General features: G+C 70.7%; 29 protein-coding genes. 18 read left to right on the top strand and 11 right to left on the bottom strand.

Annotated elements, in window-relative coordinates; all coding sequences use genetic code 11:
* The first annotated feature begins 47 nt into the window (after window positions 1-47).
* The 3 genes from ACFYM6_RS08965 to ACFYM6_RS08975 all read left to right on the top strand — a co-directional run bounded on the left by ACFYM6_RS08965 (window position 48) and on the right by ACFYM6_RS08975 (window position 1,925).
* Entirely contained in the window at window positions 48-716 is a 669-nt protein-coding gene (locus ACFYM6_RS08965) for a hypothetical protein (protein ID WP_387273673.1), read from the top strand.
* A 114-nt stretch (window positions 717-830) separates the two neighbouring features.
* Window positions 831-1,589: a MerR family transcriptional regulator gene (locus ACFYM6_RS08970; RefSeq protein WP_387273675.1), complete on the top strand. Its 759-nt coding sequence runs from the start codon at window positions 831-833 to the stop codon at window positions 1,587-1,589.
* Window positions 1,590-1,607: 18 nt separating this feature from the next.
* Window positions 1,608-1,925 (top strand): putative quinol monooxygenase, encoded by a 318-nt coding sequence (locus tag ACFYM6_RS08975; protein ID WP_387273677.1) that lies wholly within the window; start codon window positions 1,608-1,610, stop codon window positions 1,923-1,925.
* A 252-nt stretch (window positions 1,926-2,177) separates the two neighbouring features.
* Here the strand turns inward: ACFYM6_RS08975 and ACFYM6_RS08980 are convergent, their stop codons facing one another.
* Complete coding sequence (locus ACFYM6_RS08980) at window positions 2,178-3,719, bottom strand: gluconokinase (protein ID WP_387273679.1); 1,542 nt, start codon at window positions 3,717-3,719, stop codon at window positions 2,178-2,180.
* 241 nt (window positions 3,720-3,960) lie between these two features.
* Here ACFYM6_RS08980 and ACFYM6_RS08985 point away from each other — a divergent pair, with 241 nt between their 5' ends.
* A complete protein-coding gene (locus ACFYM6_RS08985) occupies window positions 3,961-5,121 on the top strand; it encodes a hypothetical protein (RefSeq protein ID WP_387273681.1) in 1,161 nt (386 codons plus the stop codon).
* A gap of 4 nt (window positions 5,122-5,125) precedes the next feature.
* On the opposite strand, the gene ACFYM6_RS08990 is transcribed toward ACFYM6_RS08985, so the two are convergent.
* Together ACFYM6_RS08990 and ACFYM6_RS08995 are read right to left on the bottom strand one after the other, a co-directional pair.
* Complete coding sequence (locus ACFYM6_RS08990; RefSeq protein WP_387273683.1) at window positions 5,126-5,554, bottom strand: VOC family protein; 429 nt, start codon at window positions 5,552-5,554, stop codon at window positions 5,126-5,128.
* Between the two features lie 57 nt (window positions 5,555-5,611).
* Window positions 5,612-6,196, bottom strand: a complete 585-nt coding sequence (locus ACFYM6_RS08995) for a hypothetical protein (protein WP_387273685.1) — start codon at window positions 6,194-6,196, stop codon at window positions 5,612-5,614.
* 130 nt (window positions 6,197-6,326) lie between these two features.
* Between ACFYM6_RS08995 and ACFYM6_RS09000 the strand changes: the two genes are divergently transcribed.
* The 4 genes from ACFYM6_RS09000 to ACFYM6_RS09015 all read left to right on the top strand — a co-directional run bounded on the left by ACFYM6_RS09000 (window position 6,327) and on the right by ACFYM6_RS09015 (window position 10,786).
* Window positions 6,327-7,505 carry a phosphotransferase gene (locus tag ACFYM6_RS09000; RefSeq protein ID WP_387273687.1) on the top strand — a complete coding sequence of 393 codons (1,179 nt, stop codon included), beginning with the start codon at window positions 6,327-6,329 and terminating at the stop codon, window positions 7,503-7,505.
* Between the two features lie 432 nt (window positions 7,506-7,937).
* Window positions 7,938-9,365, top strand: coding sequence for a rifampin monooxygenase (gene rox / locus ACFYM6_RS09005; RefSeq protein ID WP_387273689.1), 1,428 nt, complete (start codon window positions 7,938-7,940; stop codon window positions 9,363-9,365).
* A 135-nt stretch (window positions 9,366-9,500) separates the two neighbouring features.
* Window positions 9,501-10,514, top strand: a complete 1,014-nt coding sequence (locus tag ACFYM6_RS09010; RefSeq protein ID WP_387273690.1) for a hypothetical protein — start codon at window positions 9,501-9,503, stop codon at window positions 10,512-10,514.
* Window positions 10,511-10,786, top strand: a complete 276-nt coding sequence (locus tag ACFYM6_RS09015) for a hypothetical protein (RefSeq protein WP_387273692.1) — start codon at window positions 10,511-10,513, stop codon at window positions 10,784-10,786. Before ACFYM6_RS09010 ends, ACFYM6_RS09015 begins: the two co-directional genes overlap by 4 nt.
* A gap of 57 nt (window positions 10,787-10,843) precedes the next feature.
* Here ACFYM6_RS09015 and ACFYM6_RS09020 read toward each other — a convergent pair whose 3' ends face one another.
* On the bottom strand, window positions 10,844-11,356 hold the full coding sequence (locus ACFYM6_RS09020) for a zinc ribbon domain-containing protein (protein ID WP_387273694.1): 513 nt from the start codon (window positions 11,354-11,356) through the stop codon (window positions 10,844-10,846).
* Between the two features lies 1 nt (window position 11,357).
* On the opposite strand from ACFYM6_RS09020, the gene ACFYM6_RS09025 reads away from it, so the two are divergent.
* Both ACFYM6_RS09025 and ACFYM6_RS09030 read left to right on the top strand, forming a co-directional pair.
* Window positions 11,358-11,771: a transposase gene (locus ACFYM6_RS09025; RefSeq protein ID WP_387273696.1), complete on the top strand. Its 414-nt coding sequence runs from the start codon at window positions 11,358-11,360 to the stop codon at window positions 11,769-11,771.
* Window positions 11,768-12,772, top strand: coding sequence for an IS3 family transposase (locus ACFYM6_RS09030; RefSeq protein WP_387273766.1), 1,005 nt, complete (start codon window positions 11,768-11,770; stop codon window positions 12,770-12,772). The genes ACFYM6_RS09025 and ACFYM6_RS09030 overlap by 4 nt, the downstream gene beginning before the upstream one ends.
* Before the next feature lie 13 nt (window positions 12,773-12,785).
* Here the strand turns inward: ACFYM6_RS09030 and tnpB are convergent, their stop codons facing one another.
* Both tnpB and ACFYM6_RS09040 read right to left on the bottom strand, forming a co-directional pair.
* The gene (gene tnpB, locus ACFYM6_RS09035; RefSeq protein ID WP_387273698.1) at window positions 12,786-13,829 is read right to left on the bottom strand and encodes an IS607 family element RNA-guided endonuclease TnpB; all 1,044 of its coding nucleotides are present in this window, start codon (window positions 13,827-13,829) and stop codon (window positions 12,786-12,788) included.
* Window positions 13,826-14,401, bottom strand: a complete 576-nt coding sequence (locus tag ACFYM6_RS09040; protein WP_387273768.1) for an IS607 family transposase — start codon at window positions 14,399-14,401, stop codon at window positions 13,826-13,828. Before ACFYM6_RS09040 ends, tnpB begins: the two co-directional genes overlap by 4 nt.
* A gap of 224 nt (window positions 14,402-14,625) precedes the next feature.
* Here ACFYM6_RS09040 and ACFYM6_RS09045 point away from each other — a divergent pair, with 224 nt between their 5' ends.
* Both ACFYM6_RS09045 and yidD read left to right on the top strand, forming a co-directional pair.
* Window positions 14,626-15,015 carry a hypothetical protein gene (locus ACFYM6_RS09045; protein ID WP_387273700.1) on the top strand — a complete coding sequence of 130 codons (390 nt, stop codon included), beginning with the start codon at window positions 14,626-14,628 and terminating at the stop codon, window positions 15,013-15,015.
* Between the two features lie 99 nt (window positions 15,016-15,114).
* Window positions 15,115-15,477, top strand: coding sequence for a membrane protein insertion efficiency factor YidD (gene yidD / locus ACFYM6_RS09050; protein ID WP_387273702.1), 363 nt, complete (start codon window positions 15,115-15,117; stop codon window positions 15,475-15,477).
* Between the two features lie 17 nt (window positions 15,478-15,494).
* Here yidD and ACFYM6_RS09055 read toward each other — a convergent pair whose 3' ends face one another.
* On the bottom strand, window positions 15,495-15,860 hold the full coding sequence (locus ACFYM6_RS09055) for a VOC family protein (RefSeq protein WP_387273704.1): 366 nt from the start codon (window positions 15,858-15,860) through the stop codon (window positions 15,495-15,497).
* Between the two features lie 133 nt (window positions 15,861-15,993).
* Between ACFYM6_RS09055 and ACFYM6_RS09060 the strand changes: the two genes are divergently transcribed.
* The 6 genes from ACFYM6_RS09060 (at window position 15,994) to ACFYM6_RS09085 (ending at window position 20,806) form a co-directional block, all read left to right on the top strand.
* Window positions 15,994-16,461, top strand: coding sequence for a hypothetical protein (locus ACFYM6_RS09060; RefSeq protein ID WP_387273706.1), 468 nt, complete (start codon window positions 15,994-15,996; stop codon window positions 16,459-16,461).
* Window positions 16,454-17,368: an alpha/beta fold hydrolase gene (locus tag ACFYM6_RS09065; RefSeq protein ID WP_387273708.1), complete on the top strand. Its 915-nt coding sequence runs from the start codon at window positions 16,454-16,456 to the stop codon at window positions 17,366-17,368. Before ACFYM6_RS09060 ends, ACFYM6_RS09065 begins: the two co-directional genes overlap by 8 nt.
* 120 nt (window positions 17,369-17,488) lie before the next feature.
* Window positions 17,489-18,736 (top strand): RNA polymerase sigma factor, encoded by a 1,248-nt coding sequence (locus tag ACFYM6_RS09070; protein WP_387273710.1) that lies wholly within the window; start codon window positions 17,489-17,491, stop codon window positions 18,734-18,736.
* 79 nt (window positions 18,737-18,815) lie between these two features.
* Entirely contained in the window at window positions 18,816-19,475 is a 660-nt protein-coding gene (locus tag ACFYM6_RS09075; RefSeq protein ID WP_387273712.1) for a DUF998 domain-containing protein, read from the top strand.
* Window positions 19,476-19,489: 14 nt separating this feature from the next.
* A complete protein-coding gene (locus ACFYM6_RS09080; RefSeq protein WP_387273713.1) occupies window positions 19,490-19,864 on the top strand; it encodes a YciI family protein in 375 nt (124 codons plus the stop codon).
* A gap of 99 nt (window positions 19,865-19,963) precedes the next feature.
* Window positions 19,964-20,806 (top strand): PPOX class F420-dependent oxidoreductase, encoded by an 843-nt coding sequence (locus tag ACFYM6_RS09085; RefSeq protein ID WP_387273715.1) that lies wholly within the window; start codon window positions 19,964-19,966, stop codon window positions 20,804-20,806.
* Window positions 20,807-20,882: 76 nt separating this feature from the next.
* Here ACFYM6_RS09085 and ACFYM6_RS09090 read toward each other — a convergent pair whose 3' ends face one another.
* From ACFYM6_RS09090 to ACFYM6_RS09105, 4 genes are all read right to left on the bottom strand, one after another.
* Window positions 20,883-21,491: a TMEM175 family protein gene (locus tag ACFYM6_RS09090; RefSeq protein ID WP_387273717.1), complete on the bottom strand. Its 609-nt coding sequence runs from the start codon at window positions 21,489-21,491 to the stop codon at window positions 20,883-20,885.
* 171 nt (window positions 21,492-21,662) lie between these two features.
* Window positions 21,663-21,800, bottom strand: a complete 138-nt coding sequence (locus tag ACFYM6_RS09095) for a hypothetical protein (RefSeq protein WP_387273719.1) — start codon at window positions 21,798-21,800, stop codon at window positions 21,663-21,665.
* The gene (locus ACFYM6_RS09100; protein ID WP_387273720.1) at window positions 21,797-22,168 is read right to left on the bottom strand and encodes a hypothetical protein; all 372 of its coding nucleotides are present in this window, start codon (window positions 22,166-22,168) and stop codon (window positions 21,797-21,799) included. The genes ACFYM6_RS09095 and ACFYM6_RS09100 overlap by 4 nt, the downstream gene beginning before the upstream one ends.
* 55 nt (window positions 22,169-22,223) lie before the next feature.
* Window positions 22,224-24,167, bottom strand: a 1,944-nt coding sequence (locus ACFYM6_RS09105; protein WP_387273722.1) for a zinc ribbon domain-containing protein, incomplete at its 5' end; no start/stop codon positions are given.

Below are 24,167 nucleotides of genomic sequence, written 5' to 3' on the forward strand. Positions count from 1 at the left end.
CGATGAGACGGACATCGAAAACTCGTCACCAGCCAACAGGAGCAGTCATGAAGCGCCGGACCTTGGATCTGCTGTTCAGCATCGGCGGGCTGGGCCTCGCGGTCCTGCTGCTCGTCGTGGGCATCGTCCTGACCACAAACGCCAACTTCGCCAACACCTACGTGCACGACCAGCTCGCCGCGCAGCACATCAGCTTCAAGCCGGCCGATCAGCTGACCGACGAGGAGAAGAAGTCGGACTGCCTGCGCGAGTACGCCGGCCAGCAGCTCACCACCGGCAAACAGGCCGAGTGCTACGCCAACGAGTTCATCGGCCTGCACCTCAAGTCGATTTCCGGCAGCCAGACGTACGCGGACCTGGGCAAGCCGGAGGCCGCGCTGAAGCAGCAGGTGGCCCAGGCCGAGCAGACCAACGCCGCCAACCTGGCCGACCTGCAGAAGCAGCTCGCCGAGGTCACCGCCCAGCGGGAGACCGTCTTCAAGGGCGAGAGCCTGCGCGGCATGCTGCTGACCTCGTACGGTTCAGCGAGTTCGGCCGCAAGGCCGCGCAGGGCGCCCTGGCTATGTACCTGGGTGCGGCGCTGCTCCTGCTGCTGTCGATCGCCGGCCTGGTGCACGCGTTCCGCACCCCGGCCAGCGAGACGTTCGCCGCGCCGCAGCGGGCCAAGGAGCCCGTCACCGCCTGATCCCCGCCGTGATCGCCCCCGGTCTCCCTGATGAGGCCGGGGGTGATCGGCATTTCCGGCACGCCGGTGTGAGGTGGGAAGCAGAATCTGGCTTGACCCTCACGTAACGGCAGGCGGGAGCCTTGGCAGTGGAAGGGAGGGAACCATGGCTTACACGGTGGGTCAGGTGGCGCGGGCGGCCCGGGTCACGGTCCGCACACTGCACCACTACGACGAGATCGGGCTGCTGTCGCCGAGCGGGCGCACCCCGGCCGGCTACCGCCGCTACTCGGAGGCGGACCTGGAGCGGCTGCAGGTCATCCGGGCCTACCGCGAGCTGGGGTTCCCGTTGGAGGAGATCGCCGAGATCCTCGACGACCCGGGCGGGGACCCGCTGCCGCACCTGCGCCGGCAGCACGAAATGCTCACCGGGCGGATCGGGAAACTACGGGAGATGGTCGCGGCGATCGAGCTCGCGATGGAGGCGAGAGCATTGAACATCCAGCTGACGCCGGAGGAGCGGTTCGAGGTCTTCGGGGACTTCGACCCGGACGCGCACGCCGAGGAGACGGAGCGGCGCTGGGGCGGCACGGAGGCGTACCGGCAGTCGAGCGAGCGGGTCGGCCGGTACGGCAAGGAGGACTGGCTGCGGAACAAGGCCGAGAACGCGGACTGGGGGCGGCGGCTCGCCGAGCTGATGGCCTCGGGTGCCCCGGCCGACAGCCCGGAGGCGATGGTGCTGGCCGAGGAACACCGGCAGCTCATCACCCGCTGGTTCTACGACTGCACCTACGAGATCCACACCGGGCTGGCGGACATGTACGTCAGCGACCCCCGATTCACCGTGTACTTCGAGAAGATCCGGCCCGGGATGGCCGCGTACCTGAACGAGGCCATCCACGCGAATGCGATCAACCGGGCCTGACCCGGTCCGGGTGCCAGGATGGGCCGGACGGCTCACCCACGGGAGGTCCTGTTGATCATCGTCGCCGGCACCCTCTACGTCGATCCCGCCGAGCGGGACGCCTACCTGGCCTCCTGCGTGGCGGCCGTCCAGGCGGCCCGCTCGGCGCCCGGCTGCATCGACTTCGCGGTCAGCGCCGACCTCGTCGAGCCGGGCCGGATCAACGTCTACGAGAGGTGGGAGTCCGACGAGCAGTTGCTCGCCTTCCGGGGGTCCGGCCCGGCCGAGGAGCAGGTGGCGGCGATCCGGGGCGCCGAGGTGCACAAGTTCCGCATCTCGGGGGTCGAGGCGCCCTGAGTCGGGCGCTCACGGCACGGCGGGTCTGGCTGCTGATGGCGTTGACAGTGGAGTGCGGCACAGGGAGGTGACTGGGTCGCCGACTACGTCGTGACGGTGCGACGCGAAGTTGCCTTTTTGCGACAGCTCGTGGCTCAAGGAGGCCACCCGTGACCCCCAGCGCCGCCAGGATCCGGCGTTCGTGAGTGGTGCCGGCGCGGCGAGCAGTGCGACCACGGCTGTCACGGCCTTCGGTAGTCGTCCGTGCCCTGGTCAGCTGGGAAGTGCGGCGGGTGGTGGTTCCGGTGGCAGATTCGGGGCCAGTCGCCGCAGCGACGAGAATGTCGGCACGAGCGCGTCGTACAGCTCGGAGAAGAGCGGCAGCAGGGTGGCGTAGGTGGCGGCGGCGGCCGGGTCGGGGCGTACGGTTTCTTGGATCTTGACCAGGTCGGCGGCGACGTCGATCGATTCGATGAGGCCGAGTGCCTGCATGCCGAGCAGCGCGGCGCCGAAGCTGGATCCCTGGTGGCCGGCGGGGAAGCGCACCGGCATGCCGAGGGCGTCGGCGAGGATCTGTCGCCACAGTGGGCTGCGGGCGAAGCCGCCGCTGGCGCGGACCTCGCGTACCTCGTTGCCGGCGGCTCGGACCGAGGTGAGGACCAGGGCGAGTTGCTGGCAGACCCCTTCCAGCGCGGCTCGGACGAGGTGTTCGCGCCGGTGGCCGTGGGTGAGCCCGACGTAGGCGCCGCGGGGTACCGCGCTCCAGTGCGGTGCGCGTTCGCTGAGCAGGTACGGCAGCATGATCAGCCCGCCGGAGCCGACCGGTGCCTGGGTGGCCAGTTCCAGCAGTTTTTCCTCGGCGTGTTCGCCGAGTTCGGGGGCGAGTGCTTCGCCGGCCCACTGCAGGACGATGCCGCCGTTGTTGATGGCGCCGCCGACCACCCAGCGGTTCTCGGTGAGGGCGTAGCAGAAGACGCCGCCGAGGGGGTCGACGCCGGGGCGTTCGACCATCACGCGCATGGCGCCGCTGGTGCCGATGGAGCAGGCCACCTCGCCGGGGTGGACCGCGCCGAGGCCCAGGTTGGCCAGTGGTCCGTCGCCGGCGCCCACCACGATCGGGGTGTCGGCGGGCAGGCCGGTGGCGGCGGCCGCCTCGGCGGTCAGTCCGGGCAGCACGTGGGTGGCCGGTACGAGTTGGGGGAGTTGCTCCTCGGTGATGCCGGCGATGCCGAGCGCTTCGGCGTCCCAGGCCAGCTGGTGGATGTCCATCAGGCCGGTGGCGGAGGCGACCGAGTGGTCGGTGACCAGTGCCTCGGCCAGCCACCGCAGCACGAAGTCCTTGATGCCGACCCAGTGCGCGACCTGTTCGAACAGTTTTGGTTCCTGCTCGGCGAACCAGACCAGCTTCGGTAGCGGTGCCATCGGGTGGATCGGTGTGCCGGTGCGCCGGTGGATGGTCAGGCCGGACGGTAGGGCGCGCAGCCGTTCGGCCTGGCTGCTGGCCCGGGAGTCGGCCCAGGTGATCGATGGGGTGAGCGGGGTGCCGTCGGGGTGCAGGCCGATCAGGCTGTGCATCGCGCTGCTGAAGGACAGCCCGGCGACCGGTCCGGGCAGTTCGGCGACCACGGCCCGGATTGACTGCACCACCGCGTCGAAGATCACCTGTGGGTCCTGCTCGGCGTAGCCGGGGTGCGGCTCGTTGAGGGGGTAGCTGTGGGAGTGGGCGACGAGTTGCCGTCCGCCGGTGTCGTAGGCGACCGCCTTGGTGCTGGTGGTGCCGATGTCCACGGCAACCACGACGGTCGGTTCGCCCACCGGTTCACCTCCTCGCCGTCGCCTCACGGACTGTTGCGGCTGACGTTACCGACGGTGCGATCCCGTCGTAGGGCGAAGCGGGGCAGCCGAGATCGTGGGGGGAGCCGACGGTCGAGCTTCGGCCTAACGTGCTGGTCAATCACCCGATCGGCTGGATTTGCAACTTGCGCGTGTCTTGATGCCCCTCTGCGGCAGTTGACAGGAGTGACACCCGGTGGGCTCGCGCGGCGGAGGAGTCGGCGTGGCGATGACTAATTCGACGGGTTCCACGTGGCGGTACCGGTGGGCGCATCGGCAGAACGAACGGCGGCTGCGGCTCTTTCACGCGGCCGACGAGGCGTGGCGACGGCGCGACGAGGAGCTGCGCCGGCTGCGTAGCCTCGCCGCGTCCTTCCACGGCTCCGCCGACGCGGGCAACGGTCTGCCCATGGAGTTGGCCCCCGGTGAGGTGGTCTTCTGGACGCTGCCGGCCGCGCAACTGGTCGAGGTACGGCACACCGCCGTGCTGCCGGCCCCCGAGCTGACCGTCGAGCCGGACCCGCCCGAGCTGCGCCGCCGCCGCCCCGAGGGGGTCCGGGCCGTCGACGCCGGGCTCGCCGTGCTGACCAACCGACGGCTGGTGCTGCTCGGCGGGCGCGGCCGGCGCGACTGGGCGTACGGGAGGATGACGGGGCTGTCCCACGACCCGGGCGCGCCGGTGACGCTGATCCAGGTCCTGGACCGGCGGCGCACCTCCGGCGTGATGCTGTCCACCGGCGCGGTGCCCGACTTCCGGTTCAAGCTGACCCTGGCCTTCGCCGACGCGATCGAGCAGCGGGCCGCCGTCGTCGCCCAACTCGACGAACTGATCGGAGAACATGCCGCGGCCCGGCCGGTCCGGGCTGCCATCGCCACGCCCGGCCAGGCCCGGATCGCCGCGCTGGTCGGCCCGCGCGTTGTCGCGGTCGGGGTGGCCGTCGCCCTGATCGTGCCGGCGATGGTGTTCAGGTCCAACCCGCCGGGACGTGCCGGCACGGAGATGGCCTCCGTGGCCACCTCGGCGGCTACTCCGACACCCACACCCATGCCCCCGGTGATCGCACCCGCGGTGCGGATCGCGCCGACCGCCGCGCCGGAACCGCGCCACACCCGTATCAGGCCCACGCCGACACCGTCGCGGGTGCCGAAGCCGGCCGAGCGGCGCTGCGGCGCCCCGGTCAACCCCTTCGGGTACGACTTCTGCGGCGGCTCCCGGATCCGCAAGCCAGCGCGGGGCGTCTGCGACTGGTTCGACTGTGTCCCCCGTTTCTGGTCCGGAACCGGCTGGCTGGTGCAGTGCCGCGACGGCACGGTCAGCCTGTCCGGCGGGCAGCGGAACGCGTGCGCCGGCCATCTGGGCTTCCGTCGGACTGTCTGGAGCTGACCGCTCAGCCGAAGTCGGGCACGGTCAGCGAGCCGTCCGGGCCGAGTGCGAAACCCGGGTTCCAGGCGATCTCCCACGGGTGACCGTCCGGGTCGGTGAAGTAGCCCGCGTACCCGCCGTAGAACGTCTCCCGGGCCGGGCGGGTGACCGTCGCCCCCGCCTCGGCTGCCTGGTGCAGGATCTCGTCGACCTCCGCGCGGCTGCGCACGTTCTGCGCCAGGCCCAGCCCGCCGAAGCCGTCCGCGCCCCGGTCGGTCAGCCCCGCGTCCTCGGCCAGCTTGTCGCGCCCCCAGAGCACCACCACCAGCGCGCCGGCCTGGAAGAAGACGGTCTCCTGCACCTCCTGGCCGCGCCAGCCGAGCCGTTCGTAGAACGTGCGGGCCCGGGCCAGGTCGGCCACACCGAGGGTGATGATGCTGACGCGTTGCTCCATTCCCGGACCGTACCGCCGCTGCCGTGCTCGGGCCACGACGGCACCCGCCCGCCCGGTCTACGCCTGACCACTCCGCCCGGACCATACGGCGGGCTTCCCGAGCGGCAACAGCCCACCGAAGACCAGCGCGGCACCGACCGGCAGCAGGTCCAGGTTCACCGCGATCGCGACGAAGCCGGCCAGCACCAGCACCGGTCCCGAGGCCGGCAGCAGCCGCAGCACGGCGGCCCGGACCAGCAGCACCAGCAGGCCCAGCTCGAACAGCGCCGGCCCGCCGAGCAGCACCACCTCCGGCGTGGCCACCGCGTCGGCGAAGCGCGGGAACAGGTCGCCGAGGATCACCCACACGAAGCCGGCCGCACCGATCAGGCCGGCCAGCGCGGACACGTCGTCCACCGTCCGCAGCCGGGACGAGGCCGTACGCAGTCGCCCGTGCAGCCCGACGATCACCGCCCCGAACGCGACGATGCCCAGCAGGAACAGGGTGTGCCCGGTCATCCACTGCCATGCCGACTTGTCGCGGTGCCCGTCCAGGCCGTCGATCAGGCGCAGGATGCCGTAGCTGAGCAGCAGCAACGGCGCGGTCACCGCCACCGGCCGCAACCAGTGGTACGAGGAGACCCGGGAATTGGTCGTCGTCATTGCCCCAGCCTGTCAGCGGCTTGGGCCGGGGACATCGGGGTCGAACCCGTATCCGCCCCGGAACTGGCCCCGGGTCGGTCTCCGGGTTAACCGTTCGCGCCCGCGCCTGGCCGGGCATTACCGTCCGCACGTGTCCCGCACAGTGACCCTCGTGCTCGTCGACCAGGCCGGCCGGCCACTCGGCGCCCTCCCCGCGTACGACGTGCCGGAGCCGTGGTGGCAGCAGGTCGGCGGGATCGTCGACGAGGCCCGCCGCCGCCACGGCATCGACGTGGCCGTGCTGCGGCTGCTCGCCGCCGACCGCCCCGAACCGCCCGGCGGCCACCTCACCTACCTCGGCCAGGTCACCGCGCCGCCGGCGGTGCCGCTCGACCCGGTGGCGGTGGATCTGTCGCCGCACCCGCTGCGCGCCCCCTGGGCCGAACCCGGCGGCCCGGCCCGCAGCCTCGCCTGGGCCACCGCCGAACTGCACCGCCTCGGCCGGCCGGTGAGCGCGGTCGAACAGCACCGCACCTGGAACCTGTCCGCGATCTGGCGGCTCGACGGCGACCACGGCAGCGCCTGGCTCAAGCAGGTGCCCGCCTTCTTCCAGCACGAGGCCGGCGTGCTGCGCTGGCTCGCCGCCGCCGCGCCCGGCACCGCACCCGCCCTGCTCGCCGCCGACGACACCGGCCGCATCCTGCTCGACCACGCGCCCGGCGAGGACCGCTACGCCGCCGACGACACCGAACGCGCCACGATCGCCGCCGACCACCACACCGTCCAACTCCGCGCCGCCGGCGACGTTGACGCGCTGCTCGCCGCCGGCGTACCCGATCTGCGGGGGCCGGCGCTGGCCGCCTGGATCCGCGCCCGGCTCGCCCCGCACGACCTGTCCGTCGCCGCCGACCTGCTCGCCGACCTCGACGACCGGCTCGATGAGGTACGCCGCTGTGGGCTGCCCGACACGCTCGTCCACGGCGACCTGCACCCCGGCAACGTGCGCGGCGACGGCGTGCGGCGGGTGATGATCGACTGGGGCGACGCGTTCGTCGGGCACCCCGCCTTCGACATCCTGCGCCTCACCGAAACCCTCGACCCGGCCGCCGCCGCGCCGCTGCTCGACGCCTGGGCCGCCCGCTGGCGGGCCGACGTGCCCAGCAGCGACCCGCACCGGGCCGTCGACCTGCTCCGCCCGGTCGCCCCGCTGCGAATGGCCGCCGTGTACGCGATGTTCCTCGCCGGCATCGAACCGAGCGAACACCCCTACCACGCGGGTGACGTGCCGGCCTGCCTGAAACGGGCCGCCGCCGAGGCCGCCCGAGACTGACGGCGCGGGCCGGGTCAGACCCACCGCGTCGGTCGCCGAACCGTCCGCCGACACCGGCACCTGCGAAATCTCCGCCCTGCGGCTGAATCCGCGAGCCCGTCGGAGGTCCTCCCGGACCACAAACGTGGCGCGTCACTGCCTTCGGAGGAGCTTGTCCATCCACCGCGGACAAAAAAGGGCAAGGAAGTAACTCCCTGCCACTCTCAACATATATCGCACTGGGGGCCTTGCGGCAAGACCCGGGTCGTGCCGCAGAATCTCCCGTCGAAGCCAGAACCTGCGGAAATCAGCGATTCGCGAACTACGCGCGCTTTCGTCAACCTATCGGTCTCGCGGGTCGTCGAACCGCCGGTGGACTCGCGGGGTAGTTGCGGGCATCCGACGCGTGCCGACGGACTGCGCGCAGCAGCTGGCCGAAACATTGGGGGTTCCATGTTTGACGTGATTGTTGCCGGCGGCGGACCGACCGGCTTGATGCTCGCCAGCGAGCTGCGGCTGCACGGCGTGTACGTACTCGTGCTGGAGAAGGAGCCAGAGCCGACCAAGGTGGTCCGTGCGCTCGGCCTGCACGTGCGCAGCATCGAGGTGATGGACCAGCGCGGTCTGCTGCAGCGGTTCCTCCCGCACGGCCAGCAGTTCACGGTCGGCGGCTTCTTCGCCGGCATCGGCAAATCCTGGCCCGACCAGCTGGACACCGCACATTCGTACGTCCTCGGCATCCCGCAGACCATCACCGACCGCCTGCTCGCCGAGCGCGCCACCGAACTCGGCGCCGAGATCCGACGCGGCTGCGAACTGGTCGGGCTCAGCCAGGACGACCACGGGGTGACCGCCGAGCTGGCCGACGGCACGCAACTACGCTCGCGCTACCTCGTCGGCTGCGACGGCGGCCGCAGCACCGTACGCAAGCTGCTCGGCGTCGGCTTCCCCGGCGAACCCGCCAGGGTCGAGACGCTGCTGGGCGAGATGGAGGTGGCCGTGCCGCCGGAGACCCTCGCCGAGGTGGTGGCCGAGGTCCGCAAAACCCAGGTGCGGTTCGGCGCCGTACCACTCGGAGACGGGGTCTACCGCGTCGTCGTGCCCGCCGAGAGGGTGGCCGAGGACCGCACGGTCCCGCCGACCCTCGAGGAGATTAAGCAGCAGCTGCGAGCGTTCGCCGGCACCGACTTCGGCGTGCACTCACCGCGCTGGCTGTCCCGCTTCGGCGACGCCACCCGGCTCGCCGAGCGCTACCGGACCGGCCGGGCGCTGCTCGCCGGCGACGCGGCGCACATCCACCCGCCGACCGGAGGGCAGGGCCTCAACCTCGGCATCCAGGATGCGTTCAACCTCGGCTGGAAACTGGCCGCCGAGGTCAACGGCTGGGCCCCGCCGGGGCTGCTGGACAGCTACCACACCGAACGACGCCCGGTGGCCGCCGATGTGCTGGACAACACCCGCGCGCAGATGGAGCTGATGTCCCTCGAGCCGGGCGCCCAGGCAGTGCGCCGGCTGCTGGCGGAACTGGTGGAGTTCGAGGAGGTCAACCGGTACCTGATCGAGAAGATCACCGCGATCGCGGTCCGCTACGACTTCGGCGAGGGGCATGACCTGCTCGGCCGCCGGATGCGGGACGTGGAGCTGAAGCGGGGGCGCCTCTACGCGCTGATGCACGGTGGCCGCGGGTTGCTGCTCGACCAGACCGGCCGGCTCTCGGTGGCGGGCTGGGCAGATCGGGTCGACCACGTCGTCGACGTCAGCGGGGAACTGGACGTGCCCGCCGTACTGCTACGGCCCGACGGGCACGTGGCGTGGGCCGGTGAAGACCAGCAGGAGCTGCTCAGCCAGCTGCCCAGATGGTTCGGCGCCGCGATCAGCTGAGCGCGCAGTTGTGACTCGGACGGGTCGGACCTGCCTTCGGCCGAGTTCGGCGCGGCCGGTGCGTACCCCACCGGCCGCGTCACCGGCCCCGCACATCGCCACCGTGTTATAAGTATTATCTGAGGAGGTCGGAAAATGCTTATGTCCGCGGCGGCGTGGGGGGCTCTGGTTGATGCCGGAGTCTCGGTCATACCGCTCGACGCCGATCACGTTGAGCTGCGGAGTGGCCCTCACCGCGGGGTTCTGAGAGTCGTGACCTCGCCAGCTGTGCTCAATCCCAGCGACATCGCCCACCTGAAGAGTCGACATCGGGATCAGGTCCTGCTCGTCGTGCCGTCAGCCACGTCCGGTGTCCGATCCGCGGTCGAGGCGGCCGGCTGGTCCTGGTTGGTCGACAACAGGAGGCAGGTCACAGGCCTCCTTCAGGTGGCGGGCCAGTGGGTGTCCGTCGAGACGAGGGACGTCGAGACCCCGCCCTCACGGGCCCGGCCGGGTCGCGTCCCCTGGGGCACCTTCACCCTGGTACGGCGGTTGGCCGAGCGGCCCTGGGCCGGGCAGCAGCAGTTGGCGGCGGTCACCGGAGTGTCCCAGCCTCGCGTCTCACAGGCGCTCGCCGCATTGGCCGAACAAGGTCTCGCGCACCGGACGCCGGCCGGCTGGGACGTCGCCGACATCGATGCGGTCTTCGACTGGTGGCTGAACTCGTACCCGGGACCGGGCGGCCTGAGAACCCTCTGGTACGGCCTGGAACCGCCGGTGCAGCAGGCAGAGGCCGCCGTCAGCCTGCTGACGAGCGGCGACTCCGGACGGATCGCGATCTCCGGTGATGTCGCAGCCGACCGCGTCGCCCCATGGCGCGCCCCGCGCCGAGTAGTCGTCTACGCCCAATCCGGCGTGGACCTGACCAGTGCTGGCCTCACACCCACCGACGAAGAAGACGCGACGGTGGAACTCATCGTGCCCAAGGACCCCGGAGTCTGGCCGCGCCCGACGGCTGACGAGGCATCGGGGAGCGTGCCACTGGCGGACCCGTTGCAGATCCTGTGGGACGTGGCGCGCGCCCCAGGTCCCGACACCGATGAGGCAGTGCGGCACCTGCGACAGACGCTGCGGGACCGCCGCCGAGCAAGTGGGAGTTGGACAGCGTGACCCGACCCGTATCACCTGGTGCGACTCCGTCCGACGTGCTGACGCTGATCTCCACCAGCCGGGCGGCCGATGCCGGCTTCCGGACACTCGCCGACCTTTCGGCGATCGCCGCGGCACTGGAGTTGGATCACCGGATCGTCGGCGGGCACATGGTCACCCTCCTCACCGCAGTCCACGGCGTCGCCGGCCAGGTACCGATGCGGGAGACCCTTGACGCCGACTTCGCCGCACTGCCCGCAGTCGTCGTCGCAGATCCTCGGCTCCGTTGCTGATTCCGTGGTCGGATGTCAGCAATCCCAGCCTTTCGGTTGGGAAGGTCCGTAACGGTGTCACCGGAGCGCGGGTTGCGCTTCGGTGTCCTGATGACGGTCTCGCGTTTCCTGCTGCCGTTGGCGGGGCAGGGTTTCGCCACCTGCCCGCCCACCCGCGGCCTTGCGGCTGCGGGTGGTGGTGCGGGTCTTCTGGTCGGCTCCACGCGGTTTCGGCGTCTGCACGCCCGGGTCTCCGGCCACTCCGGTACCCGTTGTTACTGCCGTCGCGAGGGCGGCGAGGTTGCGGGCTGCGTTCTCGTCCCGGTCGATAACCAGGTCGCAGTCGTCGCAGGTGAACACTCGGACGTGCAGCGGCAGCTTGGCTTTCACCGTGCTGCAGGCCGAGCAGGTCTTGCTGGAGGGATACCAGCGGTCGGCTACTATCCGCCGACCGCCGTACCATACGGTTTTGTACTGCACCTGCCGGCGGATCTCCCCGAAGCCGGCGTCGGCGATCCCCTGTCTGCCAGGCTGAGATGAGACAGCCTTCCCGGGCGAGCTAGGCTCGACGGGAGACAGGAAGAGGATCATCGTGACACTACCCAACACCCCTGGTGAGCAGGGCGGACGGCCGAAGCGGCGGACGTTCACCGCGGAGTACAAGCTGCAGATCGTGGCGGAGTATGACGCGGCGAAGGCTACGGGTGAGGGGGCGGCGATCCTGCGTCGGGAGGGCCTGTACCACTCCCACATCCTGGAGTGGCGTGCCGCGCGGGATGCGGGGGCGTTGACCGCTCTGGGTTCCCGTAAGAGCCCGGTGGGTGAGAACCGGCGCCGTAGCGCGGAGGCGGCCGAGTTGGAGCGGTTGCGGCGGCGTAACGAGCGTCTGGAAGCGGACCTGGCCCGGACGAAGGCCGCTCTGGAGATCATGGGAAAAGCGCACGCGCTCTTGGAAACGCTGTCCGAGAGCGCGGACGACACCTCGACGCGGCCACGCAGGCGCTGAGTGAGGCGTTCGACAACCTCGTGCCGCTGGTGGGTGTGGCCGGGGCGTGTCGGCTGACCGGTCGGTCCCGCGCGACGCACTACCGGCGTCAGCAGCCGCCCGTGGTGTCCCAGCCGCACCGGCCGAAGACACCACCACCATCGACGCTGACCCCGGCTGAACGCCAGCAGGTCCTCGATCTGCTGCATCGGGATGAGTACGCGGAGATGTCCGTGGCGCAGGTGTGGGCCCGTGAACTCGACGCCGGCGTGTACTGGTGCTCGCAGTCCACGATGTACCGGATCCTGCGCCAGGCCGGGGAGAGCCGGGAACGCAGGCGGCAGGCCACTCACCCGCCACGCACCATCCCCCAGTTGACCGCGACCGGGCCGTCGCAGGTGTGGTCATGGGACATCACCCGCCTGAAAACCACGGCGCGAGGCGTGTTCCACCACCTGTACGTGATCATCGACGTGTACTCCCGGTACGTCGTCGGCTGGCACGTCGCCACCGGTGAAGACTCGATGCTCGCCCGCGAGGTGATCGATGACGCGATCGCCCGCAACCGGGTCCGGCCCGAGGTCCTGCACGCCGACCGGGGCTCGTCGATGACCTCGAAACCCGTCGCCGAGTTGCTCGCCGACCTGGACGTCACCCGCTCCTACTCCCGACCCCGGGTGTCGAATGACAATCCGTACTCCGAGGCGCAGTTCAAGACGTTGAAGTACTGCCCCGCGTTCCCCGACCGGTTCGACTCTCTCGAGCACGCCCGCGAGTTCTGCGCCGAGTTCTTCACCTACTACAACCACGAACACCGCCACAGCGGGATCGGTCTGCACACCCCCGCGTCGGTGCATTTCGGCACCGCCGACCAGGTGCACGACCAGCGGCAACGCACCCTCGACACCGCCTGGCGGACCCACCCCGACCGGTTCACCCGCCGCCCCCGACCCCCGGCCCTGCCCGACACCGTCTGGATCAACAAACCAGCAGCTCAACCCGCAGATCTACAGAACACCTGACCACGAAAACGTCTCAGTTGACTTGACAGGTTCCGATCTTGCGGGCGAGGCGCCGGTTGCGGAGCATGCCGGCCACGTTGAGGTCTTCGACCACGACGGTGCCGTACTCGGCGGTGATGCCGGTGGTGAGCTTGTGTAGGGCGTCGGCGCGGAGATTCGCCACCCGATGGTGCACTCGGTTGCGTTCGGTGTTCGCGGCGAGCCACCGCCTGGACGGCCGCTGCCCGGTGCGCCGGTCCGGCCCCTGACGGCGGGACAGCCGCCGAGACAGCCGTTTGAGTTGCTTGAGCGCGCCGTCGTAGTGCGCCGGGTTCGGCACGAACCGCACCGTGCCCTGGCTCTCGGCGATCACCGCGAGGCACGTCACGCCCAGGTCCACACCCGCCGCCACATCCGGACGTGCCGGAGCGCGGTCGGTGGCACGCTGGATCTCGACCTGGAAGGAGACGAACCACCGGCCCCGCTCGAAGCGGACCGTGGCGGACAGGATGCGGGCGGCGCCGTTGGCGATACGGCGTTGCAGCTTGCGGGTGGACTCGTGGGTGCGGATCGTCCCCAGCCGCGGCAACGTGACATGCCGCCGGTCCGACTCCACACGGATAGCGCCGGTAGTGAACCGGCACGCCAGCCGGGCGGTGTGCTTGGACTTGGGCCGGGGCATGCCCACCCGCTTGCCCTCACGCTGCCCACGCTTAGACGTGGCGTAGTTGTCGAACGCCGCCGCCGCGTTCGCCAGGCCCGTGCTGTACGCCTCCTTCGAGTTCTCCTGCCACCAGCCGGCGAAACGCGGGTCGGCCTTCTTGACCTCGTTGAACACCTTCCGCAACGCCAGCAGCGACCACGGCCGCCACGGCGTCAACTCCTCCTCGACGATGCCGTACGAGGCCTCCGCCTTCCGCTGCCACCATGACGCCATCACCCACGACACAGCCCAGTTGTACGCGGCGCGAGCCGCACCACAATGCGACCGCAGCCGCTGCTCCTGCGTGACGTTCGGATCCAACGCGAAACGAAACGCCTGGACCACGAAACCGGGCCGCGGCTCGAACTTCTTCACACCAACGGCTCCTCGCCGGTGGCGGCGGCAAGAGCGCGGGCGGCACGGTTCTTCGCCGCCCGCTGCCCGTACAGCCGGGCACACATCGACGTCAACACCTCAGCCATGTCCTCGACCAGGTCGCTCGTGGACTCCTCCGGGTCCAGAACCACCAGGCGACGCCCGGTCGCAGCCAGCGCGGCCTGCAGATACTCCACACCGAACCGGGCCAGCCGATCCTTGTGCTCGACCACGATCACCGCCGCCGTCGGATCGGCCAGGAGCCGATGCAGCTTACGGCGCTCGCCGCTCAGGCCGGAGCCGACCTCAGTCACGATCTCCGCCACGGCGAGACCCTGAGCGTTTGCCCCCTCCACAACCCGCACGGTCTGCCGGTCCAGGTCACCCTTCTGATCACTGGAGGACACGCGGCAGTAGGCGACCACCCGACCGGCCGCAGACCGCGCCTCCTCCACGATCCACGTACCAGACGGCGCCTGACGGACAGGAACAGGCATCCTGCCGTCCTTCACCCACCGCCAAGCGGTCTGATAGGTCACGCCCTGCTCGCGCGCCCAGTCCGACAGCTTCAGACCCCCACAATACATGTGAATGTTCGACTATGATTGCCCATAAAATCCGGAGCTGTTGCCAACCCTCGGGCCCTAGCCGAGCGTGGTTACCGACGCAGGGAGGCGGTCAACCATTCGTCCGCCGTTACCAGGACAACCACGGGCCGCTGGATCTCGTCGTTGACATCCTTGCCCCGTCGTTCGAGAGCAAACTGGTGCCGAACCAACGCCACGGTGATCTCATCGTGGATGAGGTGCCGGGACTGATCCTCGCGCTCCACCGCCCGGCCAGCTTGCTTCAGCTGGAAGTTCGCCTGACGAGTGCCGACAAGCTGGCGCTACAGGTCGCTCTGCCTGACGTGGCCTCGGCGCTCTGCCTGAAGGCGCTCGCGTACCGGGGCCGCTTCGCCGCCAAGGACGCGGTCGACCTCTGGCGCCTTCTCCACGCCGCCTACGGCATGGGGCTGACGGCGGAAACCTGGCCGAGCAGTGCCACAGGCCGGGCAGCCGCCCAGATACTGCACCGCTTCTTCGGGGCACCCGGCGCGACCGGCCTTGCTCAGGTGTCCGTGATGCGGGCCGACCGGACACGCATGCAGGCGCTGGTGAATCACGTCGTCGCCCGGCCCGAATGAGTCTGGCGCAATAAGGCCCGCAAGCGCGTCGTTGTCGCCTCCGACGCCGGGTGACGCTGACGTGAGGGCGCGGTGGCGCGGGTGTCGCATCATGGCGTCGTGATCAAGCCGAACAAGTGGTACGACAAGAAGAAGGACCACGTCTGCGACGCCTGCGCCTGCGACGGCCCGGGCTGCTGCGACTTCGGGCTGTTCTCGTTCCTGCTGACCCTCGGCTCGGTGGCCGCCACCGCCACCCGTACGCCCGCCGTGGACCGGGCCGGCAGGGCCGCCATCGTCGGCTACCGTCGCTGGCTGTCGCATCGCTGGCCCGGCCAGTGCCGTTACACGCCGACGTGCAGTGCGTACGGGCTCGCGGCGGTGGAGAAGTACGGTCTCGCGGTCGGCGGGCGGATGGCTGCCGACCGGGTACGCCGCTGCAAGCCGCACGTGCCGCGCGGCACCCACGATCCGTTGCGCTGACCGCCAGCCCCCGTCGATTACTCGGGTCGGTGGCATACCGCCTCGACGTTGTTGCCGTCCGGGTCCCGGACGAACGCCCCGAAGTAGGTCGGGTGGTATTCCGGCCAGAGGCGGGGCGCGTGCAGGACTTCCGCGCCGGCCGCGACCGCGGCGTCGTGGAACGCCTGCACGGCGGCCCGGTCGGGGGCGGTGAAGGCGATGTGCGCTTCCAGCGGTGCGGCCCCGGCCGGTGCGGGCGCCAGCCAGAAGTCGGGGAAGTCGACGCCGTAGCCGATCGGGCCGGGCTCCAGGATCCGGCGCCCACCCAGCGGGGCCAGCACCGTGTCGTAGAAGGCGGCGCTGGCCGGCAGGTCGCGCACCAGGACGGAGAGGTGGTCGAGCATCTTGTCTCCCTGCGATCCGTGATGACCGCGCCAAGCTTATGGGGCGAATGCGGCATTCCGGTGTCATTCGCCATCGCTTGACACTAGTCGTCAAGTGCTTGACGATGGGCGTAAGGCAACGAGGGGAGGCGGCATGCCAACGGGTGAAGAGGAACTGGTCGAGCAGCTCGTCCGGCTGATCGACATCCGGCTGCTCGACCCGCTCGAGATCCTGGTCGACGGCCATGACGCGATCGACCCGCTGCGCACCGTTGTCCGGGAGCGCGCACGATCCTGGGCCACCACGATGGTCAGCGGCGACGACCGGGCGGCCTACGGGGTGATCATCCGAGCCATCTCCACGCTCTATCCCGGCGACGGTCCGTTCGACCCGCCCCTCGACTGGTGGCGAAGCCCGCTTGGCCAGATCGTCGCGCGGCGGGTGGGTCACCCCACCGCCGGGTCGGTGTCGTACGCGGTGGCCGGCGCCATGCTCGGCATCACCCGCCAGGGCGTCCATGACCTGGCCAGCCGCGGCAAGCTCGCCCGTCACCCCGCCGGCGGCGTGCTGTCCGCCGCCGTCCGCGACCGACTGCTCCAGGAGGGAACCCGACGTGCCTGACACCTTCGTCAGCTCCGTGGCCGTGCCGATCGCCTACCGCGACTTCGGCGGCTCCGGCCGCCCGCTGCTGCTCCTGCACGGCGCCGGCGGCAACCTCGCCCAGATGACCACGCTGGCCGAGCAGCTGCGGCCAGCGCACCGGGTGGTCGCCGTCGACCTGCGCGGGCACGGGCGGTCGGGAGACGGCCCGTGGCGGTGGGACGACGTGCTGGCCGACCTGGCCGCCGTCGCCGGCGGCCTCGGCCTGGACCGTCCCGCGGTGGTCGGCGTCTCCCTCGGCGGGATGGTGGCCGCCCTGTGGGCGCAGCGCCACCCGGAATGCCCCGGTGCGGTCAGCATGGACGGCAACCCGACGTTGGGCCGCCCGGAGCAGCTCGCCGGGATGGACCCGGAGCAGGCGGCGACGGAACTCGCCAAGCTGCGGGCCGCGTTCGACGGGATGGCCGCGATGCTGGCCGAGCCGCTCACCGCCGAACAGCTGGCCGCCGCGCTGGCTGGGCAGCGGGCGATGGCCGAGCGGTATGGCGCCGCGCCGGAAGACTGGGTGGCGGCCTTCGAGCGCAACCTCGTGCCGTGCGACGACGGCCGTAGCCGGCTGCGCCCTGGCCCGGAGCTGACCGGGCAGCTACGGGAAGCGATGGAGTCCCTCGACCTGATCCCCACCTACCGGGACATCCGCTGCCCCACGCTGCTCGTCCTCGCCACCGAGGACCTGCCTGAGCAGCAGGCGTTCCACGAGGTGTACGCCGCCTACCGACGGGCCACCGCCGAGCGGCTCGCCGCGCTGGACAATCCGTCGCTGCGGGTGCTGCACCTGGCCGGCGCCAGCCACGCGATGGTCGCCGAACGCCCGCAGGAACTGGCGGCCCTCATCACCGACTTCCTCGGCACGGCAACTCACGGCTGACCGAACCTGGGCGGGCGGCGGCAGGCGGTCGCTGCCCCACCCCTCGGCTGCCAGTCCGCCACCCACCACCTGCTGTTCCGTGGCCTTTCGTTGCCCGCACGTTGCTAAGGTCAACCCCTCATGGAGGAGTTGGAGACACGGCGCACCGTCGAGGCGGTGTGGCGGATGGAAGCCGGCCGGGTCGTCGCCGGCATCGCCGCGATCGTCCGCGACGTCGGCCAGGCCGAGGAACTGGCCCAGGACGCCCTGGTAGCCGCGCTCGAGCAGTGGCCGCGTGACGGCGTACCGGCCAACCCGGGCGCGTGGCTGATGACCGTCGGCAAGCGCCGGGCGCTCGACGCGTTGCGCCGCCGGCAGACCCAGCAGCGTACGCTCGCCGAGCTCGGCCGCGACCTCGACGAGCAGGTCACCCCCGACTTCGACGCCGCGGTCGAGGACCGCATCGAGGATGACCTGCTGCGGCTGATCTTCGTCTCCTGCCACCCGGTGCTGTCGCCGATCGCCCGGGCGGCGCTAACGCTGCGGCTGCTCGGTGGCCTGACCACCGGTGAGATCGCCCGCGCGTTCCTCACCACCGAGCCGACGGTCGGCCAGCGGATCACCCGTGCCAAGCAGACCCTCGCCGCCGCCCACGTGCCGTTCGAGGTGCCCGGCCCGGCCGAGCGGGCCGAGCGCCTCGACTCGGTGCTGGAGGTCGTCTACCTGATCTTCAACGAGGGGTACTCGGCCACCGCCGGGGACGATTGGATGCGGCCGGCCCTCTGTCAGGAGGCGCTGCGGCTGGCGCGGCTGCTGCAGGGGCTGATGCCCGACGAGCCCGAGGTGCACGGCCTGGCGGCGCTGCTGGAGATCCAGGCGTCGCGTACCCACGCCCGTACGGGCCCCGACGGCCAGCCGATCCTGCTCAACGATCAGGATCGCAGCCGCTGGGACCAGTTGCTCATCCGCCGTGGCCTCGCCGCCCTCGACCGGGCTCGCACCGGCCGGGCCGGCCCGTACACCCTGCAGGCCGAGATCGCGGCCTGCCACGCGCGGGCGCGTACCCCGGAGGAGACCGACTGGGCGCGGATCGCGTCCTTCTACGCGGAGCTGGCGCGGCTGGTGCCGTCACCGGTGGTGGAGCTGAACCGGGCGGTTGCCGTCGCCTACGCCGACGGTCCGGCCGCCGGCCTGGAGTTGGCCCGGGCGCTGGTGGACGAGCCGGCGCTGGCCGGCTATCACCTGCTGCCCAGCGTGCTCGGTGACCTGCTCGCCAAGCTGGGGCGGCACGGCGAGGCCAGGCGGGAGTTCGAGCGGGCGGCGGCGCTGACGGGCAATGCCCGGGAGCGGGCTCTGCTGCTTGACCGGGCCGCCGCGTGCGGCCCGTAAAAAATCTTGAAACGGGATGTCGGATCCCGGTCGGCCCGATCGACGCGTCAGTGAGAGCCGATGACGAGGAGATCGAGAGATGACCAGTACGACGCTGCGGCAGGCCCGGGCGACCCGGGCGGTTCCGGCTGCCACCCTGCTCGCCGGGGGGATCGCCGTCGGGCCGCTGTTTGCGGTGGTGGCCGCCGCTCAGGTGCTCACCCGGGACGGCTTCGACCTGAGCCGGCAGCCGCTCAGCTTGCTCGCTCTCGGTGAGTACGGCTGGATCCAGATCGCCAACTTCGTGGTCTCGGGGCTGCTGGCCCTCGCCGGCGCGGCCGGGCTGCGTCGGGCGTTGCGGGGCGGCGTGGCCGGGACGTGGGGGCCGGGGCTGGTGGCCGTGTTCGGTGTCGGAATGATCGTCGCCGGGGTGCTGCGGGCCGACCCGAGCATGGGCTGGCCGGCCGGCGCGCCCGAGGGCAGTCCGGAGATGATGAGCTGGCACTCCGTCGGCCATGGTGTCGGGGCGATGCTGGCGTTCGGGTCGCTCACGGCCGCGTGTCTGGTGTTCGCCCTCCGCTTCCTACGGCTCGGCGCGCGGGGCTGGGCGCTGTTCTCGGTGCTGTGCGCGCTGGCGACCGTGATCGTCATGGCCTGGCCCGACCAGGGCAGCATCAGCATCCGGTTGGCCCTGGGCTCGGTCTTCATCTTCGGTTGGCTCACCGCCGTGTCCGCCCGCATCCGCGCGGACCTGTCCTGAGAGGAAACTCTGCAATGCGTTACATGTTGATGCACAAGCTGGACGAGAAGACTCCTGGCGCGTTCGACCCGAGCCCGGAGTTCATGATCCAGATGGGCGCCTTCATCGAGGAGGTGGCCAAGTCCGGGATCCTGCTCGCCGCCGAGGGGCTGTGCAAGAGCAGCAAGGAGGACGCGGCGCGGATCATCGCCACGAAGGGCAAGACGACCATCACCGATGGGCCGTTCACCGAGACGAAGGAACTCATCGCCGGGTTCGCGCTGCTGGAGGTGCGGTCGAAGGAGGAGGCGGTGGAGTGGGGTAAGCGCTTCATCAACGTCTTCCTCGACCACGGGATCGACGTCGAGGTCGACGTCCGCCGGGTCAACGAGGGCCCTGGCCAGGCCTGATCGGGGGCGGGCGGCACCACCGGTACCGCCCGCCCTTCTGCGCGCACCCCGGGCGGCCGTCGGCTGTCACATCGGCGGCCGCGGGCCCGTCCCACCACCATGAGAGCACTGGTACGGGCGGTGGCCGCGCTGCTCGGCGCGGCGGCGGTGGTGGTCGGGGTGTGGGCGCTCACGCGTCCGGACTCGTTCAGCTCGGCGGTCGGGTTCCCGCCGCACCAGCATTTCGTCCACGACGTGGGGGCGTTCCAGCTCGGCATCGGCGCGACCCTGCTGCTGGCGCTGATCTGGGCCGACGCCCTTGCCGTCGCCCTGGCCGGATACGTCGTCGGCGGGGCGGCGCACACGCTGTCGCACCTGATCGACGCGCACGTCGGCGGCAGCGCCGGGCAGACCTGGGTGGTCGGGTTGTCGGCTCTCCTGGCCCTGGCCGCCCTGGTCGCCCGGCTGCGGCAGCTCGGCTGGGTGGTCGGTTACGTCGACCCCGCCCCGGCTCCTGCCTGGGCGCCGCTGGTGCGGCAGAAGACGCTTGTGCTGACGACGTTCAAGCGGGACGGGACGGGCGTGCCGACGGCGCTGAGCGTGGCCGTGGTCGGGGAGCGGGCGTACGTGCGCAGCTTCGAGAAGGCGTGGAAGACCAGGCGGATCCGTAACAACCCGCGGGTGACGCTGGCGCCGTCGACGGCGCTGGGGAAGCCGACCGGGGTGGCCGTGGAGGCGGTGGCGCGGCGGTTGAGCGGGGCGGAGTACCGGGCGGCCAGCCGTGCGCTGATGCGGAAGCACCCGATGCTGCACGGGGTGCTGGTGCCGTTGATGCACAGGCTCGGGCGGGCGAAGACCGGCCGTACGGTGCATTTCGAGCTGAGTCCGGTGGCGGCGACGGGCGCTGAAACGCCGCGGATCGCGTCGCTGGAACGCAATCCTGCACAGCGGAGCCGGGCGTAGGACGTTGCCGTCGCCGGGTGCGGTAGCCGACCAGTTGCTGGGGCGCGACGAGCGGCGAGGATGGGCCTGGCGTCCCTCAGCCCGGGGTCTCCGACTGGCTGATCACCCGGTCGATGCGGCGGTCGGGGACGACCCACATGATCGCCACGCCGACGAAGCACGCCAGGGCGATCCCCACTCCGATACGCCCTTCGATCAGCAGGGCGCTGAGGATCCCGGTGATGTAGAACACCGGGGAGACCTTGCCCTTGAAGTCGGTGCCGATGGCCCGCCGCAGCGGCGATTCCGGCCCCTGCTGGCGGATGATCACCGTCTGGAGCACGAAGTATGCGATGGCCGCGCTGAACAGGTTCAGGCCGTAGACGACGACCGGGGTTCGCTCAAACCTGGACTCGTCCATCCAGCCCGTCGTGAATGGGAACAGCGAGAGGCAGAACAGCAACGCCAGGTTCGCCCACAGCACCCCGCCCCTGACCCGCTGCACCAGGTGGAACATGTGGTGGTGGTTGTTCCAGTAGATGCCCACGTAGACGAAGCTGAGCAGATACGTCAGCAGCCCGGTGCCGGCCGTGTGGACGAGGTTGGAGAAGTCGTGGCCGTGCGGCACCTTCAGCTCCAGCACCATGATCGTGATGATGATGGCGAGCACGCCATCGCTGAACGCCTCCAGCCGGCTGGTCCTCACCGCGCCACCGCCCTTCTCCCTCAGGCACGCGACCTGCTACGGGACACGCACACTAGACGCTGCGGCGAGGTGCAGGTGCGGCCGCCCCCACCGGCATTCTTGTCGTTGGGTGACGGTTGTGGCGCGGGTCGGCCTTCAGGCGTTCTTCCGGGGCGGCTTCGATACTGGGCGTCAGCTCGAACTCCACAGCGTCACCTGGGCGATGTATCCGCTGTCACCGTCCCGGCGCAGGACCTTGATGAACACGATCCGGCCCTGGTTGGTCTTGAGGCAGATCCGGCTGCGCGCGTCGATGTTCACCTCCTTCACGCCGTGGGTCTGCAAGCGTTCCGCACAGTCGTTCCGGGAGGGTCAGCCTGCCCTGGCCACAGCACCAGCGCTTCTCCCCAGAACCTGTTGTACACCGAGCCGTTGAGATATCCGTCGGACTCGCGGTCGGTACTGGTATTCCCGAGCGCTGGCGGCTCGTAGTCGAAGTCGCGCGGCGTGCTGTCGATGCGGATCTCGTCGTTCCACAGCACCGCGGCGGCGGGGGGTTTGGTCGGCGAGGCGGGGGCGCCGGATCTGGTTCCCGTGGACGTCACCGGCCCGCCCGACGGGCTGTCGCCGGAGTCGCCGCCGGCGAGCTTCGACGTGGCGTTGATGAGGCCCCAGGACGCGACACTGCAGAGCACCATGACCGCCAACCCGCCGGCAACCCAGATCGCCGCCTTGGCGCCGGAGCGTCCCTGATCAGCTTAGCGATCCTGAGTCGGATTGAGTTTCCGGGATCGTTTCCCACCGTGGTGGAGATGCATGGACGTGGAGATGGAATCCTGCGCCCAGTGCGGCTCCTCGTGGCCGGTGGCCGGTGGTGGTGGGTGTGCTGATCGTGTTCACGCCCTGGTGTCGGTGGGCTGCGCGGGGCAGCTTCCGGTCCGTTGGTGCGTGTCCCTCCGGACGCTTGCCCGCTCGGTTGTGGGGCCGGGTGGGGGAGGGTGCCCCGCGTCGCCTGGGCGCGGGGCGTGAGGTGCGTGGCCGGGTGAGGCCGGTCTTCGACCGGTCCCTCCGACTGCCTGTGGGGGTGCTGGGGGTGACGACGGCTGCGGCTTCGAGCGTGTCCACGACCGAGCGGATCACCATCTGCCCGCTGGTCTTGTCGATGACGGTCTTGCCCTGATGGGTGAGGCCGCGGGCGGCGATGCGCCGCCAGGCGCCGTGGTCGCGGTCGCCCTGCCAACCGCACCCGGTGTTGGGGCAGATGGCCCACTTCCATCCCGGTGTGGCGGGCCGGTCGGGGGCTTTACGGTGCTGTAGCGGGGTCAAACATTGCGGGCAGTGCTTGGAGGTGTTGCGGGCGGGGACGGTGACCACGGCGATACCGTGCTCGGCGGCGAGGTGCCGCATCCGGTCGCTGATCTTCCCGCGGACCTGCTGGGACAGACGCGTGTTCAGGCTGTGCCCCATGCCCTTGGCTTCCATCGACCGCAGGTCTTCCAGATAGATCACCGTCGCCCGGGCGGCGATCGCCTGGTCGACGGCCCAGCGGGCGGCAGCCCACGCGAGCGCATCGTTCAAGTTCGCGCGGCGGGCGGACACGTGGCGGATCTCGCCGGCCAGCACCTCGTGTTTCGCGCTCAGCTGCTCGTCGGGGCGGCCGCCGCTCAGCCGCGCATACTGGTCGGCCTTCGCATGCAGCCGCTCACTCTGGCGGCGCAGGCGATGCTGCTTGGCCAGGACCCCGGCGGCCCGGAACTGTCCACCAGCCCCCAACGCCGTGATCCGCCCATCCTTTCCCAGTCGCAGGGCACCCGCGCTGAGGAGAGTGTTGAGGCCCCAATCCACGCCAAGCGCCACCGAGTGACCGGTAGCCCGAGCCTTCGGCACGGCATGCGTGTACGCCATGTCGGCACGCACCGTCCCGCCGGTGAGGCGGAGGGTCGGCAGGTGCAGCACCGCCGCGGCGGGAACCGTGGACGGCAGCCTGATAGGGCACTCGACCCACGTCCAGTCCCGATACGTCTGCGGATCCGGTCGTAAAGGCAACTGCAGCCGCAGCAGCACCTTCGCCGGGTCGGTATCGCTGCGTTCGATGGTGGCCTGCTGCCGGTCACACGCGGCCAGCAACAGCATCCGCGGAATCCGCGGAACCCCTTCGAGTTCGAACACGTCCACCGGCAGCCGGCCGTTGACCTTGGCGAACGTGCCGGCCTGCCGGGTCCGGGACTTGATGATGCTGGACGGCAGATGCTGCCCGCCCGGGATCGAGGCCCGGACCTGATCCCACTCGGCGGGGGTGCGTTTGCGCGGATCGGCCGGCCACGTCGACAGGACCCCGGCGGTCACATCGGCACGCCACGCCGCCGAACGCAGAACACGCCCCGCCTGCTCCTGGACCATCCGCACGACCCGGTCATTGACCCTCACACCCCCAGACGGGGCGACCGTCCACCCCAGCCGCCGCAACGCCATCCACGCGTGCGACGGCAACCGCCGCCCACCCGCATCCACCCCGGCCGCCAACACCTCCACATCCACGCTGTTCCAATGCGCGCCGATCAGCGCGGCCACCATGCCCGCCACCAGATCGGCACACCAACCAACCCGCTGCGCCAGCACCGCCCGAGACAGCACCTCACCGGTTGCCTCATCCACGCCGGTGCGCAGCAAACCGCGGGCACACGCGGTGCGGGCGGC

This window comes from Micromonospora sp. NPDC006431 (genome assembly GCF_042870725.1).
Taxonomy (GTDB): domain Bacteria; phylum Actinomycetota; class Actinomycetes; order Mycobacteriales; family Micromonosporaceae; genus Micromonospora.